The following is a 14,457-nucleotide window of genomic DNA, read 5'->3' on the forward strand; positions in this document are numbered from 1 at the left end:
TGATGTGATTGGGTTCAGCGACGAACGCTGGTGAGATGTCAGCCGTTCGATGAACGAATCGGTATTGCATCGACATACACCGCGACCAGACGACGCGCAGTCGAGGGTCGAGTGCGGAGTTACCCCTTACTGGCTGTTCGAGGCACTGTCCGGGGGCGGAAGGTCGGACTTGCCTTTGCAGCTCTGGAGCCAGACGTCATACACGGGGTGCTCGACAGCGTTGAGCCCGGGGCTGTCGGCGAACATCCAGCCGGTGAAGATGCGGCGGATCTTGCGATCAAGGGTGATCTCCTCGACTTCCACGAACGAGGTGGTCTTCTGGGCTTCCGTGTCGTCGCGGCTGTAGCAGACGCGAGGCGTGACCTGAAGTGCGCCGAACTGGACGGTTTCGCCGATATAGACGTCGAAGGTGGTGATGCGGCCGGTGATCTTGTCGATGCCCGAGAAGACGGCGACGGGATTGGCCAGACGCGCGGCCTGGGTTGGAAGCGTGGTCATCGCAAAAGCGGCGGCTGCGGTGGAGAGCGACAGAACAATGCGGCCAGCGGACTTGCGGCAGATCGCGACTTTGCGGTTTATCGACACGTTCCGGGTTTTCCTGTTCACTGCCATTTCAGTCCCTCGCCAACGTCGGCGTCCGGATATGGTCGCTACATCCCGACAAACCAGTGCAAGCCCGGTCAATATGCACCGGTCGTTCCGGCCTGCTTTGGAGATCGAATCTACAGCTACCATACGCCGCGCTCGAAGACGGTCCGGTCACCATGGAAAAGACGCGCTGAGCTTTCGTATGGAGCCGTCTCACGACCGGATGTAGATGCCAATCATGGCCGTGAGATGATGGCTCCGGCACATCGGCCGGAAACCGACAATGCTCTACGAGCGGGGTGTCCAGGCGTCGTAATCGCCGGTGACGCGCGGGCGTTCGCCCGGCTTGGCGAGCGAGCCCGGCGGGCGGTAGGCTTGTGCCGTGCCGGTCATGTTGAGGCGGTGCGGCTTCTGCCATTCGCGGGCGGCATAGGTCTCGTCGGCCGGCGAAACATCCGTGCGGTGATGCATCCAGCCGTGCCAGCCCGGCGGGATCGCCGATGCCTCGACATAGCCGTTATACATGACCCAGCGGCGCGTCCGGCCTTCGGAGTCCTTGCCACCTTCGTAATAGGTGTTGCCGAGCTCGTCCTGCCCGACCTTCTTGCCGAAGCGCCAGGTGTGGAACCGCGTCCCGATCGTCGAGCCGTTCCACCAGGTGAAAATCTGCAGAAAAGTCTTCATCGAACCGTCCTTGGACCGGCGCACGAAAGCCGCGCGCGGATGCCTTATGATTGCTTCTGCTTATGGCCTGCCGGACCGGTCTTGTCCAGCCTGCCGCGTTTCTCGCAGCGTGTTTGCACCGGCTTGGAGAGCGCTCTCAGCGGGCGTCGTCCAGAACCTTCTCCATCTCCACCGTCGGCATGCCCCAGGCTTCCGAGCCCGGACCGACCTCAGTGAAACCATGCGCCGCGTAGAACGCAATGGCGGGCGCGTTGTCGGTGACGACCTCTACCCGCATGTGTCCGGCATAAGGAAAGCAGGTTTCGAGTTCCGCGAAGAGATCGCGGGCGATCCCCTGCCGCTGGAACGCCGGAAGCACGTAGAGCTGGTGGAGGACGGCCGTCTCGTGCAGGGTCGGCGACATCGACGCATAAGCCATGCCGCCAATGCGCTTGCCGTCGTCGGCCACCACGAACTCGCTGCCCTTGCGCTGCAGGTTCGCTTTGAGTGCCACCACAGAGTGCCACTTGGCCGTCATCTCCGCGACCTTGTCGGCACCATAAGTGGCGTCATAGGTCGCGTGCGCGGTCTCGCCCAGAAGGGCACTGATCGCGCCCAGATCACGTTCCGTCGCCGTGCGGACGAAGAACATCGGCTAATCCTCGAGCCCGAGCTTCGCCTTGACCAGCGCCTGCACCGCCTGCGGGTTTGCCTTGCCGCCGGTGGACTTCATCACCTGCCCGACGAACCAGCCGGCGAGCGGGGGCTTCGCCTTGACCTTCTCGACCTGATCCGGGTTGGCGGCGATGATCTCGTCCACGGCCTTTTCGATGGCGCCGGTGTCCGTCACCTGCTTCATGCCGCGAGCCTCGACGATCTCGGCCGGGTCGCCGCCCTCGTTGAAAACGATCTCGAACAGCTCCTTGGCGAGCTTGCCGGAGATGACCTCGGACTTGATGAGGTCGAGGATGCCGCCGAGCTGGGCCGGGGAAACCGGAGTCTCTTCAATGCCTTTGCCGGCTTTGTTCAAGGCGCCCAGTAGGTCGTTGATAACCCAGTTGGCAGCCGCCTTGCCGTCGCGGCCGGCAGAGACGACCTCGAAATAATCGGCGATCGCCTTTTCCGACACCAGCACGGAGGCGTCATAGATGGACAGGCCGAGGTCGCGCACGAAGCGCTCCTTCTTGTCATCAGGCAGTTCCGGCAGATCGACCCTCAGCGCCTCGACGAAGGCCTCGTCGAATTCGAGCGGCAGGAGGTCCGGATCCGGGAAGTAGCGATAGTCATGCGCATCTTCCTTGGAGCGCATGGAGCGCGTCTCGCCCTTGTGCGGATCGAACAGGCGCGTTTCCTGATCGATCTTCCCACCGTCTTCCAGAATCGCGATCTGGCGACGGGCCTCGTATTCGATGGCTTGGCCGATGAAGCGGATCGAGTTAACGTTCTTGATCTCGCAACGGGTGCCGAACTCGCCGCCGGGGCGGCGCACGGAGACGTTGACGTCCGCGCGCATGGAGCCTTCGTCCATGTTGCCGTCGCAGGTGCCGAGGTAGCGCACGATGGAGCGCAGCTTCGTCATATAGGCCTTGGCCTCGTCGGAGGAGCGCATGTCGGGCTTCGACACGATCTCCATCAGGGCGACGCCCGAGCGGTTGAGATCGACGTAGGACATGGTCGGATGCTGGTCGTGCATCGACTTGCCGGCGTCCTGCTCCAGATGCAGCCGCTCGATGCCGATTTCGATATCCTCGAAATGGCCCTGACGATCGGGGCCGAGCGAGATGACGATCGTGCCTTCACCGACGATCGGGTCCTTGAACTGCGAGATCTGATAGCCCTGCGGCAGGTCGGGATAGAAATAGTTCTTCCGGTCGAAGATCGAACGATGGTTGATCTGCGCCTTGAGCCCGAGGCCGGTGCGCACCGCCTGGCGAACACATTCCTCGTTGATGACGGGCAACATGCCTGGCATGGCCGCATCGACCAGCGAGACGTTGGCGTTGGCGGCATTGCCGAAGGTCGTGGAGGCGCCAGAAAAGAGTTTCGAATTGCTCGTGACCTGCGCGTGCACCTCCAGGCCGACGATCACTTCCCAGTCGCCGGTGGCGCCGGGAATGAAGCGTTTCGGATCGGGCGTGCGAACGTCGACAAGGGTCATGGAAGGCTTTTCCTGCAGGCTTCTTTTGGGTAGGTCCGGGTTAGAACAAATGCTTGAGGGGTGCAAGACGCGCGAGAATGTCCGGCACCGGTTTCCGGCGGCTCAGGCGGTCGGCAGCGTCATATGTCCCCCACACTTTTGTCCACGGCGCTTTCGACCTCGCGGAGCGTCCGGGCGAGGCCCACCTGCTCGACATCCCGATCCAGCCGGGCAAGGTACGCGGTGGAAAACCAGGCGATCCGAAAGCCGTGATGGCGGAAGAAGGCGATCGCCGGCGCGTTGCCCGCATGTGTCCGCGCCGTCATTTCCGGCAGTCCGGTGCCCTCCATATCGCCGCGCAGTGCCTCAATCAACGCACTGCCCAGCCCCTGGCGCTGGTGCTCCGGCATGATCCAGAGGTCGCTGACCTCGACATCGCCATTCTCTCGCGCCGCCCAGCCGACGCTCGCCCCGCCCGTCTCCACCACGAGCGTGCGCGGCCAGCTTTCGCGCAGGAACGAGCCGAAGGAGTATTCGGCCGTGGTGCGCATCTTGGTCACATCGGCAAAGCCGACCACCGCCTGCTCCCAGGCGGCAAGGCCGATTTTCACCAGCCGAGGCACTTCATCCTCGCGTGCACCGCGTACCAGAACCATACCGTGTCCAAGCCCCCACCGGTGCGAAGATCGCGCAGCCTACCACCACTTGGGCGGCGTGAAGCGTCCTGCGGCCTGCTCGATGACATGAGCGGTCTTGAACAGCGTTTCCTCTTCGAACGGCTTGCCGATGAGCTGAAGGCCGAGCGGAAGACCCTTGGCGTCGAGGCCGGCGGGAACGGCGATGCCCGGCAGGCCGGCCATGTTCACCGTCACCGTGAAGATGTCGTTGAGATACATCTTCACCGGATCGGCCGCGAGTTCCTGATCGGCGATACCGAAGGCGGACGACGGTGTGGCAGGCGTCAGGATCGCGTCGACGCCGGCATGGAAGGCCGTCTCGAAGTCGCGCTTGATCAGCGTGCGGACCTTCTGGGCGCGCAGGTAATAGGCGTCGTAGTAGCCGGCGGACAGCACATAGGTGCCGATCATGATGCGGCGCTTGACCTCCTGGCCGAAGCCGGCAGCCCGCGTCTGCTCGTACATGTCGGCAATGTCCTTGCCATCCACACGCAGGCCATAGCGCACGCCGTCGTAGCGCGCGAGGTTCGAGGACGCCTCGGCCGGCGCGACGATGTAGTAGGCCGGCAGGGCGTATTTCGTGTGCGGCAGGGAGATATCAACGATCTCGGCACCGGCGTCCTTCAGCCAGGCGATGCCCTGGCGCCACAGCGCCTCGATCTCTTCCGGCATGCCTTCGACGCGATATTCCGCGGGAATACCGATTTTCATGCCTTTCAGCGACTGCCCGATGGCCTTCTCGTAATCCGGCACCGGAAGATTGACGGAGGTCGTGTCCTTCGCATCGACGCTTGCCATCGACTTCAGCAGGATCGCCGCATCGCGAACGTCGCGGGCGATCGGCCCGGCCTGATCGAGCGAGGAGGCAAAGGCAACGATGCCCCAGCGCGAGCAGCGGCCATAGGTCGGCTTGATGCCAACCGTGCCCGTGAAGGCCGCGGGCTGGCGGATGGAGCCGCCCGTGTCGGTGGCTGTGGCGCCGGCGCAAAGGAAAGCTGCGACGGCCGCAGCCGATCCGCCCGAGGAGCCGCCGGGCACGCGGTCGGCATCGGAGCCGGTGGCGCGCCAGGGGTTCTTCACAGGGCCGTAATAGGAGCTCTCGTTGGAGGAGCCCATGGCGAACTCGTCCATGTTCAGCTTGCCGAGCATGACGGCACCATCGTTCCACAGGTTCTGCGTCACGGTCGATTCGTAACGCGGCGCGAACCCATCGAGAATGTGGCTACAAGCCTGCGTGTGCACGCCTTCAGTGCCGAATAGGTCCTTGATCCCGAGCGGAATGCCCTCCAGCGCGCCGGCCTTGCCGGCTGCGAGGCGCTCGTCGGAAGCCTTGGCCATCGCACGCGCCTTCTCCGGCGTCACGGTGACATAGGCGTTCAAGGCGCCGTTCGCCGCGTCGATGGCGGAGAGATAGGCGTCAGTCAGTTCAACGGCCGTAATGTCGCGGGCGGTCAGCCGGTCGCGGGCTTCGGCGATGGTGAGGTGGGTGAGTTCGGTCATGGCGAACGGGACTTTCGTAAACGGCAGGCGGGCGAAACGGTCTTCTAGGCGTGTGCGGGTCGGTCTATTCGACGACCTTCGGCACGAGGAAGAAGTTCCGGTCGGAATTCGGCGCGTTGGCGACGATATCGTCGGCCTTGCTACCATCCGTCACGATGTCCTCGCGCTTCTTCATCGCCATCGGCGTGACCGATGTCATCGGCTCGACGCCGGTGACATCGACTTCGCCGAGTTGCTCGACGAAGCCAAGGATCGCATTCAGCTCGCCGGTCATGCGGTTGGCGTCGTCTTCGCTGACGGCGATGCGGGCGAGATGCGCGACGCGCTTGACGGTGGCGAGATCGACGGACATGGCGGACTCCGGGCCTGACGGGAAATGATCCCCCGCTATACTGACCACGACGGGAGCGCGCAACGGGGGATTAAGGCGAAGACCGCGTTCGCTAGGTGATCAGACCGTCACGACAGCGCCCACGGCGGGGACTTCGACCTTGGTGCTCGCCGGTTCCATGGCGGCGAGGAAGAGGTCGGGTGTCTGGTCCACGATCGGGAAGGAGCCGTAGTGGCAGGGCAGCACGGTGCCGAACTTGAAGTAGCGCTGGCAGGCGAGCGCGGCCACGGCACCGCCCATCGTGAAGCGATCGCCGATCGGAACGAGGCCGATATCGGGCTGGTGAAGTTCCTGGATCAGCGCCATGTCCGAGAAGATATCGGTGTCGCCCATGTGGTAGAGCGTCGGCGCATCGTCGAAATGCAGGACGAGGCCGTTGGCACTGCCGAGCGAGTGCGAAACGCCATCCTCGGTGATCTGCGCGGAGGAATGCAAAGCGTTGACGAAGGTCGTGGAAAAGCCCTTGAGGTGGATCGTGCCGCCCGTATTGCCCATTTCGAGCGCGGAGACGCCCCGCGAACCGAGCCATGCCGCGAGATCAGCATTGGCGACGACGGTCGCGCCGGTTTCCTTGGCCAGCGCGATGGTGTCGCCGACATGGTCGCCGTGTCCATGTGTGAGCAGTATATAGTCGAGGCCGGCGGCCGCGTCCTTGCGGGTCGATTCGTCGAAGGACGGATTGCCCGAGAAGAACGGGTCGATCAGGATCTTCGCTTTGGTTGTCTCGATGTGGAAGGCGGAATGGCCGAGCCATTGGATCTTCATGACATATCTCCTGTCATCTGTGGCGGGCGCGCCTTAAATCCCAGCGGAAAAAGCACGCTGGCGAAATCGGTGCCCGCGGAGCATATGGAACATCGACAGGCAAAGACAAAGGCCAATGGTGAGGTTTAGCATGAGCGTGATGACCATCGAGGAGCTTGCGAGCGCACTGTTGCCGCGTCAGGCGGTTGCCGGGCTCGATTTGGGCACCAAGACGATCGGCCTCTCGGTATCCGACCTCGGCCGCGGACTGGCGACGCCGCGAACGGTGATCAAGCGGACGAAGTTCACGGCCGATGCGCAGGCGCTGCTGGCCTTTGCGGAGAAGGAAAAGATCGCTGCCTTCCTGATCGGGCTGCCGGTGAACATGGATGGGTCGCATGGGCCGCGGGCGCAGGCGACACGGGCCTTCGTGCGCAACATGGAGCAGAAAACCACCCTGCCCTTCGTCTACTGGGACGAGCGGCTATCGACAGTGGCGGCAGAGCGGACGCTGATCGAGATGGACGTGTCCCGCGCCAAGCGGGCTGAGCGCATCGATTCGGCCGCAGCGTCCTTCATTCTTCAGGGCGCGCTGGACAGACTGACATCGCTTGCACGCGCTGCGGCATCCACCGACGACTGATCGTTCCGGCGACGGTACCGGGCGAGAATCGCCTTGCGCTTGCGCAGCGCGATGAGGCCGAAGACGATGAAGCTGTCGAAGATCATCGCGCGCGCGACAAGCAGCGGGATCGTTTCGGGGTCGATACCGAGCACGTTGCCGTACATCTGGAACACGAGGTCGTTTGCCTCCCGCGACAGCATGAAGATGCCGAAGCTGATATCGTTATAAGAGAGCGTGTACCAGCTCGTCAGGAACAGGACCGGCCCGCCCCAGAGGATCAGAAGCCACTTCATGTCCGGTCTCCTCTCATGTTCGCCACGCCGCGGGCTCCCCTGGCACCGACCGATGCCACCGCGCCGGTGGCAATGACGCAGACGAGAAGAACGAGCGCCGGCACCGCCACGTCCAGCGCGATGGCTGCGAAGATCGACATGGGAATGAATGTCAGGACTGCGCGCATCATGCGGGCTCCGTGCGGTTGCGATCCACCACACATGGAACGTTAACCTTGAGGAGGCAACGTCAACCTTTTGTTAAGGTTAACAGGCGCGAAGCCGGCGCGAGTTTTGCGGGGTCGCCCTGACCATCTGGCAAGAGCCCCTGCCCAATGCGTTCATGACAGCGCTCAGCTGGAAGCAGGATAGAGAAGATCGACGATCATCGCGCTGTCGAAGCGCGAGTCGAGCATGCCGTAGGTCGAGCGCCAGCCGGCGGCGAGCCGCGATTCCATGAAGGCATCTGCAATACGTCCGGCACCGAGCCGGTAGAGTTCGGCGGCGGCGGCAGCGAGCGCAAGCTGCTCGACCAGCAGGCGGGCCGCTCCCTCGTCGCGCTCGCAGAGCGAAATGGCGGCGCGCAGCACGTCGATGGTCTTTCGGGCGGCGGGGCCGAGATCCCGGCCGATGATTTCGAACAAGGCCTCGAACAGTTCGCGGCCGCGCTTCAGCACCCGCAGCACATCGAGCGCCATCACATTGCCGGAGCCCTCCCAGATCGCATTCACCGGCGCCTCGCGGTAGTGCCGGGCGATCGGTCGCTCCTCGACATAACCGTTGCCGCCCAGGCACTCCATCGCCTCGGCGATGAGCGTGGGTGCAGTTTTGCAGACCCAGTATTTGACGACCGGCGTCATGATGCGGGCATAGGCCGCCTCCTCCGCGCTGTCGCGGGCGCGGTCGAAGGCATCGGCGAGTCGCAAGGAAAGTGCACTCGCGGCGGCCACGTCCAGCGCCATATCAGCGAGCACACGCGTCATCATCGGCTGCGCGACCAGCGGGCGGCCGAGGACGGCGCGGCCGCGGGTATAGTGCACGGCTTCGGCAAGGCTGGCGCGCATCATGCCGGCCGACGACAGGGCGCAGTCCAGCCGCGTCAGCGTGACCATGTCGAGAATCGTGGTGATGCCGGCATCCGGCGCGCCGAGGATGAAGCCGAAGGTTTCGGAAAACTCGACTTCGGACGACGCGTTCGAGCGGTTGCCGAGCTTGTCCTTCAACCGCTGGAACCGCAGGCCGTTTGCAGATCCGTCCTCCAGCAGACGGGGAACGAGGAAGCAGCCGAGCCCCTCGCGCGTCTGCGCCAGCATGACGAAGGCGTCGCTCATCGGCGCGGACATGAACCACTTGTGGCCGGAGAGGCGGTAGATGCCCTCGCCCACCCGCTCGGCGGTAGAGACGTTCGCGCGCACGTCCGTGCCACCCTGCTTCTCCGTCATACCCATGCCGATGGTGACGGCGGATTTCTGCATGAAGGGGCGGTTCGAGGCGTCGTATTTCCGCGACAGGACCTTCGGTGCCCATTCCTTCTGCACCATCGGCGTCGCAGCCATGGCGGCCAGCGAGGCGCTGGTCATCGTCAGCGGGCAGAGATGGCCGCTTTCGAGCTGCGCGGTGAGGTAGAACCGTATGGCGCGGCTCTTATGGGCATGGCCGCGCTCGTCGGGCACGTTTTCCCAGACGGAAGAATGCAGACCCGCCGTCATGGAGCGGCGCATCAGCGCATGCCAGGCGGGGTGGAAATCGACCACATCGAGCCGCTCGCCGCGCGGCCCGTGCGTGCGTAGCTGCGGCACGCCCTGATTGGCCATGCGCGCGAGATCCTGCGCTTCCGGGGAGGTCACATAGCGGCCGAGCCCGTCGAAATCGTCGCGCAACACCTTGGGCAGCCCGCTTGCGACGTCGGTCAGCAGCGGATCGGAACGATAGGCGTTGATGCCCGACCAGGGTTTCGGCTGGTTGAGGTCGTCAAGGGTCTGGTCGGGTCGAGTCACGGTCATAATCCGGTTCTAGCCGAAGTCCCGAACGTTAGGAACAGCACTGGCTGCGCCCTCCCGCAAAATCGATACGGCCATCGGCAAAGCCTCTGCGGCCCCGATGCGTCGGTGCCTGCGGGCTTTGTCCTCACCTGTTCTCACGCACTGCCTTGCCGCTCACCCGCACAGGCTCTATAGAGCGCGCAACGCGACCATTTGAGGCGGGCTTCCCATGGATTTCTTTCCGCATCGCCATCTCCTCGGCATCAAGGGCCTGAACGAGCGCGATATCACCGGACTTCTCGATCTTGCCGACGAGGCGGTCAAAATCTCCCGTCAGCGCGAGAAGAAAACCTCGACGCTCCGGGGCCTCACCCAGATCAACCTCTTCTTCGAAGCCTCCACCCGGACGCAGTCGTCCTTCGAGCTTGCCGGAAAGCGGCTCGGGGCGGATGTCATGAACATGTCGGTCGGCAATTCCTCGGTGAAGAAGGGCGAAACGCTCATCGATACCGCGATGACGCTGAACGCCATGCATCCCGACGTGCTGGTCGTGCGCCACTCCTCGGCCGGTGCCGCCGCCCTCCTGGCGCAAAAGGTTTCCTGCTCGGTCATCAATGCCGGCGACGGCCAGCACGAGCACCCGACACAGGCACTTCTCGACGCGCTGACCATAAGGCGGGCCAAGGGCAAGCTCTCGCGCATCATCGTTGCCATCTGCGGCGACGTGCTGCACTCACGCGTGGCCCGCTCCAACATCCTGCTTCTCAACCAGATGGGCGCCCGCGTGCGCGTCGTCGCACCGGCGACGCTGTTGCCGTCCGGCATCGCCGACATGGGCGCGGAGGTCTACCACTCGATGGAAGAGGGCCTGAAGGATGCCGACGTGGTGATGATGCTGCGCCTGCAGCGCGAGCGCATGGCCGGTGCCTTCGTACCCTCGGTGCGCGAATACTTCCGCTATTACGGCCTTGATGCGGAAAAACTGAAAGCCGCCAAAGAGGATGCGCTCGTGATGCATCCCGGCCCGATGAACCGCGGCGTCGAAATCGCCTCCGAGATTGCCGACGGACCACAGAGCGTCATCGAGCAGCAGGTCGAAATGGGCGTTGCCGTTCGCATGGCCGTGATGGAAGCGCTGCTCGTCTCACAACATCAGGGCGGCCTCAACAACCAGGGTTACGGCGCATGACCGATCTCGTTCTCACCAACCTGCGCATCATCGACCCGTCGCGCAACCTTGACGAAACGGGCACGATCTTCATTCGCGACGGCGTGATCCTCGCTGCCGGCAGCGATGCGGCGAACCAGGGCATTCCCGAAGGCGCGACCACAGAAGATTGCCGCGGCCTGATCGCCGTTCCCGGCCTCGTGGATGCCCGCGTGTTCGTCGGCGAACCCGGCGCTGAGCACCGCGAGACGATCGCGTCTGCGGCTCAGGCTGCCGCCGTCGGCGGCATCACGTCGTTCATCGCCATGCCGGATACCGATCCGGTCATCGACGACATTGCCCTGGTCGAGTTCGTCATGAAGACGGCGCGCGACAAGGCGGTCGTCAATGTCTATCCGGCTGCCGCGCTGACCAAGCGGCTACACGGCACCGAGATGACCGAGTTCGGCCTTCTCAGCGAAGCCGGCGCCGTCTGCTTCACCAATGGGCGCGAGGCCCTGCACGATACGCTCGTGCTCCGCCGCGCGATGACCTATGCCCGCGAGTTCGGCATGGTGATCGCGCTGGAATCGCGCGACAAATATCTGGGCGCCGGTGGCGTCATGAACGAAGGGCTGCTCGCGAGCTGGCTGGGCTTGTCCGGCGTGCCGCGCGAGGCGGAGATCATTCCGCTGGAGCGCGACCTGCGCGTCGCCGGCCTCACCCACGCCGCCTACCACGCCGCCAAGATCTCGCTGCCGGAATCGGTCGATGCCATCGCGCTAGCGAAGTCGCGCGGCGTCAATGTGACCTCGGGCATCTCGATCAATCATCTGTCGCTGAACGAGAACGACATTGGTGAATACCGGACTTTCTTCAAGCTGACGCCGCCGCTGCGCGGCGAGGACGATCGCAAGGCCATGGTGCAGGCGCTGGCCGAGGGCCGGATCGACATCATCGTCTCCTCGCACGATCCGCAGGACGTCGATACCAAGCGCCTGCCGTTCGCCGACGCCGCCGATGGCGCGATCGGTCTGGAGACGATGCTGGCCGCAGCCCTCCGGCTGCATCATAGCGGCGAAGTGCCGCTGATGCGCCTGATCGATGCGCTCTCGACCCGGCCGGCGCGGATCTTCGGGCTTAATGCCGGAACGCTGAAGCCCGGTGCGAAGGCGGATATCACGCTGATCGATCTCGACGAGCCCTGGATCGTCTCCAAGGACGCCATCGTCTCGCGCTCGAAAAACACGCCGTTCGAAAATGCCCGCTTTACGGGCCGCGCCGTTCGCACCTATGTTGCGGGAAAGTGCGTGCACAGCCTGTAGGAGGCTGACGCGAGGGGGCATTCATGGACGTGTTCACGTGGCCGCTGCCGGTCGTTCTGACGCTCGGTTTTTTTCTTCTCGGCTATCTGCTCGGCTCGATCCCGTTCGGCCTGATCCTGACGCGAGCGGCAGGACTCGGCGATGTGCGCAAGATCGGATCCGGCAATATCGGCGCCACCAACGTGCTGCGCACCGGCAACAAGAAGCTGGCAGCCGCGACCCTGCTGCTGGACGCGCTGAAGGGCACGCTGGCGGTTGCCATCGGCGCGTACTTTCTCGGGACGGTGGCGCAGGCAACCGGCACGTACTTTCTTGGCCCGGAGGCGGGTATCGCCGCAGGTTTCGGCGCCTTTCTCGGGCATCTCTTTCCGGTCTGGCTCGGCTTCAAGGGCGGCAAAGGGATCGCGACCTATATCGGCGTGCTGCTGGGCCTTGCCCCCCTCGTCGTCCTCGTCTTCGCCGCCTGCTGGCTGATCGTCGCCAAGGTCACGCGCTATTCCTCGCTGGCAGCGCTCGTCGCGACCGTCTTGGTACCGGTCGTGCTGCTGGTCGCCGGCTATGGGCGCATCGGCCTTCTCTTCGTGGTCTTGAGCGTGATCACCTGGATCAAGCACCGCGCCAATATCGAGCGCTTGATCGCCGGGACCGAAAGCCGGATCGGCCAGAAGGGATAAGCTGCGATGAGCGACAGCGCGAAAGGCCGGGAAAGCAAAGGCATCGCGCTGACGGATCGTCAAAGAATAGCCTGGCTGCGCCTTATCCGCTCCGACAATGTCGGCCCCGTCACCTTCCGCGACCTCATCAACCATGTCGGCTCCGCCGAAACGGCGCTGGAGATGCTGCCGGAACTCTCCCGCCGAGGCGGTTCCACGCGCGCGATCCGCATCGCCACAGTCGCGGAAGCCGAACGGGAATTGGCGATCGCCGCCCGTTGCGGCGCGCGATTCGTCGGTATCGGCGAAGCGGACTATCCGGCAGCGCTTCGCCAGATCGACGGCGCGCCGCCGCTTCTCGCCGTCAAGGGACGTGCGTCCACCGGCACCGCGCCTGCGCTCGGCATCGTCGGCGCCCGCAACGCCTCCATCAGCGGCGCCAAGTTCGCCGCCATGATCGCCCGCGATGTCGGGCGGGCGGGCTATACGATCATCTCCGGGCTTGCCCGCGGCATCGACACGGCCGCCCATCGCGCGAGCCTCGACACCGGCACGATCGCCGTCCTCGCCGGCGGCATCGACAAGCCTTACCCGCCCGAGAACGTGCCGCTGCTCGACGAGATCACCGGGGGACAAGGCCTTGCCATCACCGAGATGCCATTCGGATGGGAGCCGCGGGCGCGCGACTTCCCGCGCCGCAACCGGTTGATTGCCGGCGTGGCGCTGGGGCTTGCCGTCGTGGAGGCTGCAAGTCGCTCCGGATCGCTGATCACGGCGCGCTACGCCGCCGATTTCGGACGCATCGTCTTTGCCGTACCGGGGTCGCCGCTCGATCCCCGCTGCCACGGCACCAATGGTCTCCTGAAGGACGGCGCCGTGGTGACGACGGAAGCGCGTGACATTCTGGAGGCGCTGGCGCCGCTCAGCCGCATCGACCTGTTCGACCAGCCTCAGGCGCGCGAAGCGGAGAACGACCTGGACATCGGCACCGAGAGGCGGCCCGCAGCTGCGCTACCCGGCGACCGGGAGCGCGAGGCGATCATCGATGCGCTCGGGCCGACGCCGGTCGAGACCGATGACATCATTCGTCATACGGGTTTTGCCGCCTCGGCGGTCTATCTCGTGCTGCTAGAGCTTGATCTTGCCGGCCGGCTTCACCGCCACCCCGGCGGCCTCGTTTCTCTTGAGCCCCTTGGCTGACAGGGCGCGGCGCCCGGAAATGAGGTCGCCCGCCTCGACATAAGCCATCTCCAGGAGGTAGCAGAGCATGTCGGCACCCTTTTCGTCCGCGACGCCACGCAGTTCTGCGAGCATCTGACGAATATAGGCAAGGCTCTCGTCGTCAGGTGTCGCGGGAACAGCAGCGTCTTTGTGTACGGGCACCATGAATACGTCCTGTTGGGCTTGGCCTCGATCCCGAGCGGGCAGCCGACAGCACACGCGGCAACAACCTGTGCGGCCATCACCACTGCCTGTCCGTCGGTGCACTCTCTTCTCTTCCGCCGACGATAACGCAAATATTCCTAATTGCAATAATAACATTATCCCTCAAAGGTTGTGGCGCGTTGTATTCCGGGCTGGCGAGCCTTCGGGCGCGACACCTTGTCGAAAGATCATCAAACGCCTGAAAATGAACAGGTTGCGGGTCTGTCGATCGTCTATGCAAACTGGCTAATTTCATGGTCGCCACTTGACCGCGACGAAATCCCCCTCCATGTCGGGGCTTCAAAAGTTCCCGGCGTGACGGCTGAGG

17 protein-coding genes are annotated in these 14,457 nt (G+C 64.2%); 5 read left to right on the top strand and 12 right to left on the bottom strand.

Going from position 1 to position 14,457, the window contains the following annotated elements:
- Positions 1 to 126: 126 nt before the first annotated feature.
- From C8J33_RS05905 to C8J33_RS05940, 8 genes are all read right to left on the bottom strand, one after another.
- Positions 127 to 498, bottom strand: a complete 372-nt coding sequence (locus tag C8J33_RS05905) for a DUF2155 domain-containing protein (RefSeq protein WP_110800054.1) — start codon at positions 496 to 498, stop codon at positions 127 to 129.
- 378 nt (positions 499 to 876) lie between these two features.
- Positions 877 to 1,272 (bottom strand): NADH:ubiquinone oxidoreductase subunit NDUFA12, encoded by a 396-nt coding sequence (locus C8J33_RS05910; protein WP_132663432.1) that lies wholly within the window; start codon positions 1,270 to 1,272, stop codon positions 877 to 879.
- A gap of 136 nt (positions 1,273 to 1,408) precedes the next feature.
- A complete protein-coding gene (locus tag C8J33_RS05915) occupies positions 1,409 to 1,903 on the bottom strand; it encodes a GNAT family N-acetyltransferase (protein ID WP_132663433.1) in 495 nt (164 codons plus the stop codon).
- A 3-nt stretch (positions 1,904 to 1,906) separates the two neighbouring features.
- Positions 1,907 to 3,409, bottom strand: coding sequence for an Asp-tRNA(Asn)/Glu-tRNA(Gln) amidotransferase subunit GatB (gene gatB / locus C8J33_RS05920; protein ID WP_132663434.1), 1,503 nt, complete (start codon positions 3,407 to 3,409; stop codon positions 1,907 to 1,909).
- 119 nt (positions 3,410 to 3,528) lie between these two features.
- A complete protein-coding gene (locus C8J33_RS05925) occupies positions 3,529 to 4,044 on the bottom strand; it encodes a GNAT family N-acetyltransferase (protein ID WP_132663435.1) in 516 nt (171 codons plus the stop codon).
- A 39-nt stretch (positions 4,045 to 4,083) separates the two neighbouring features.
- Entirely contained in the window at positions 4,084 to 5,565 is a 1,482-nt protein-coding gene (gene gatA, locus C8J33_RS05930) for an Asp-tRNA(Asn)/Glu-tRNA(Gln) amidotransferase subunit GatA (RefSeq protein WP_110799525.1), read from the bottom strand.
- A 64-nt stretch (positions 5,566 to 5,629) separates the two neighbouring features.
- A complete protein-coding gene (gene gatC, locus C8J33_RS05935) occupies positions 5,630 to 5,917 on the bottom strand; it encodes an Asp-tRNA(Asn)/Glu-tRNA(Gln) amidotransferase subunit GatC (RefSeq protein WP_110799526.1) in 288 nt (95 codons plus the stop codon).
- A 99-nt stretch (positions 5,918 to 6,016) separates the two neighbouring features.
- Positions 6,017 to 6,721: a metal-dependent hydrolase gene (locus tag C8J33_RS05940; protein WP_132663436.1), complete on the bottom strand. Its 705-nt coding sequence runs from the start codon at positions 6,719 to 6,721 to the stop codon at positions 6,017 to 6,019.
- Positions 6,722 to 6,851: 130 nt separating this feature from the next.
- On the opposite strand from C8J33_RS05940, the gene ruvX reads away from it, so the two are divergent.
- Positions 6,852 to 7,343 (top strand): Holliday junction resolvase RuvX, encoded by a 492-nt coding sequence (gene ruvX, locus C8J33_RS05945; RefSeq protein WP_110726308.1) that lies wholly within the window; start codon positions 6,852 to 6,854, stop codon positions 7,341 to 7,343.
- Here ruvX and C8J33_RS05950 read toward each other — a convergent pair.
- From C8J33_RS05950 to C8J33_RS05955, 3 genes are all read right to left on the bottom strand, one after another.
- On the bottom strand, positions 7,283 to 7,618 hold the full coding sequence (locus tag C8J33_RS05950; RefSeq protein ID WP_132663437.1) for a DUF6105 family protein: 336 nt from the start codon (positions 7,616 to 7,618) through the stop codon (positions 7,283 to 7,285). The genes ruvX and C8J33_RS05950 overlap by 61 nt on opposite strands.
- Positions 7,615 to 7,788 (bottom strand): hypothetical protein, encoded by a 174-nt coding sequence (locus C8J33_RS26955; protein ID WP_165929739.1) that lies wholly within the window; start codon positions 7,786 to 7,788, stop codon positions 7,615 to 7,617. Before C8J33_RS26955 ends, C8J33_RS05950 begins: the two co-directional genes overlap by 4 nt.
- 162 nt (positions 7,789 to 7,950) lie before the next feature.
- A complete protein-coding gene (locus C8J33_RS05955; protein ID WP_165929740.1) occupies positions 7,951 to 9,600 on the bottom strand; it encodes an acyl-CoA dehydrogenase family protein in 1,650 nt (549 codons plus the stop codon).
- A 208-nt stretch (positions 9,601 to 9,808) separates the two neighbouring features.
- Between C8J33_RS05955 and C8J33_RS05960 the strand changes: the two genes are divergently transcribed.
- The 4 genes from C8J33_RS05960 to dprA are packed head-to-tail and all read left to right on the top strand — an operon-like array spanning position 9,809 to position 13,904.
- Positions 9,809 to 10,768: an aspartate carbamoyltransferase catalytic subunit gene (locus C8J33_RS05960; RefSeq protein WP_110726311.1), complete on the top strand. Its 960-nt coding sequence runs from the start codon at positions 9,809 to 9,811 to the stop codon at positions 10,766 to 10,768.
- Positions 10,765 to 12,051 (top strand): dihydroorotase, encoded by a 1,287-nt coding sequence (locus tag C8J33_RS05965; RefSeq protein ID WP_132663438.1) that lies wholly within the window; start codon positions 10,765 to 10,767, stop codon positions 12,049 to 12,051. Before C8J33_RS05960 ends, C8J33_RS05965 begins: the two co-directional genes overlap by 4 nt.
- A gap of 23 nt (positions 12,052 to 12,074) precedes the next feature.
- Entirely contained in the window at positions 12,075 to 12,725 is a 651-nt protein-coding gene (gene plsY / locus C8J33_RS05970; protein ID WP_132663439.1) for a glycerol-3-phosphate 1-O-acyltransferase PlsY, read from the top strand.
- Between the two features lie 6 nt (positions 12,726 to 12,731).
- Positions 12,732 to 13,904: a DNA-processing protein DprA gene (gene dprA, locus C8J33_RS05975; protein WP_132663440.1), complete on the top strand. Its 1,173-nt coding sequence runs from the start codon at positions 12,732 to 12,734 to the stop codon at positions 13,902 to 13,904.
- Here the strand turns inward: dprA and C8J33_RS05980 are convergent.
- The gene (locus C8J33_RS05980; protein ID WP_110726315.1) at positions 13,833 to 14,090 is read right to left on the bottom strand and encodes a hypothetical protein; all 258 of its coding nucleotides are present in this window, start codon (positions 14,088 to 14,090) and stop codon (positions 13,833 to 13,835) included. The two genes, dprA and C8J33_RS05980, sit on opposite strands and share 72 nt — an antisense overlap.
- Between the last annotated feature and the right edge of the window lie 367 nt (positions 14,091 to 14,457).

Source organism: Rhizobium sp. PP-CC-3G-465 (assembly GCF_004343445.1).
GTDB lineage: Bacteria > Pseudomonadota > Alphaproteobacteria > Rhizobiales > Rhizobiaceae > Ferranicluibacter > Ferranicluibacter rubi.

Coding starts and splice junctions, on each gene's coding strand:
- ruvX (WP_110726308.1), top strand. CDS start 6,852: ATGAGCGTGATGACCATCGAGGAGCTTGCGAGCGCACTGTTGCCGCGT.
- dprA (WP_132663440.1), top strand. CDS start 12,732: ATGAGCGACAGCGCGAAAGGCCGGGAAAGCAAAGGCATCGCGCTGACG.
- plsY (WP_132663439.1), top strand. CDS start 12,075: ATGGACGTGTTCACGTGGCCGCTGCCGGTCGTTCTGACGCTCGGTTTT.
- C8J33_RS05980 (WP_110726315.1), bottom strand. CDS start 14,090: ATGGTGCCCGTACACAAAGACGCTGCTGTTCCCGCGACACCTGACGAC.
- gatB (WP_132663434.1), bottom strand. CDS start 3,409: ATGACCCTTGTCGACGTTCGCACGCCCGATCCGAAACGCTTCATTCCC.
- C8J33_RS05905 (WP_110800054.1), bottom strand. CDS start 498: ATGACCACGCTTCCAACCCAGGCCGCGCGTCTGGCCAATCCCGTCGCC.
- C8J33_RS26955 (WP_165929739.1), bottom strand. CDS start 7,788: ATGATGCGCGCAGTCCTGACATTCATTCCCATGTCGATCTTCGCAGCC.
- C8J33_RS05950 (WP_132663437.1), bottom strand. CDS start 7,618: ATGAAGTGGCTTCTGATCCTCTGGGGCGGGCCGGTCCTGTTCCTGACG.
- C8J33_RS05960 (WP_110726311.1), top strand. CDS start 9,809: ATGGATTTCTTTCCGCATCGCCATCTCCTCGGCATCAAGGGCCTGAAC.
- gatC (WP_110799526.1), bottom strand. CDS start 5,917: ATGTCCGTCGATCTCGCCACCGTCAAGCGCGTCGCGCATCTCGCCCGC.
- C8J33_RS05955 (WP_165929740.1), bottom strand. CDS start 9,600: ATGACCGTGACTCGACCCGACCAGACCCTTGACGACCTCAACCAGCCG.
- C8J33_RS05915 (WP_132663433.1), bottom strand. CDS start 1,903: ATGTTCTTCGTCCGCACGGCGACGGAACGTGATCTGGGCGCGATCAGT.
- C8J33_RS05925 (WP_132663435.1), bottom strand. CDS start 4,044: ATGGTTCTGGTACGCGGTGCACGCGAGGATGAAGTGCCTCGGCTGGTG.
- C8J33_RS05965 (WP_132663438.1), top strand. CDS start 10,765: ATGACCGATCTCGTTCTCACCAACCTGCGCATCATCGACCCGTCGCGC.
- C8J33_RS05910 (WP_132663432.1), bottom strand. CDS start 1,272: ATGAAGACTTTTCTGCAGATTTTCACCTGGTGGAACGGCTCGACGATC.
- gatA (WP_110799525.1), bottom strand. CDS start 5,565: ATGACCGAACTCACCCACCTCACCATCGCCGAAGCCCGCGACCGGCTG.
- C8J33_RS05940 (WP_132663436.1), bottom strand. CDS start 6,721: ATGAAGATCCAATGGCTCGGCCATTCCGCCTTCCACATCGAGACAACC.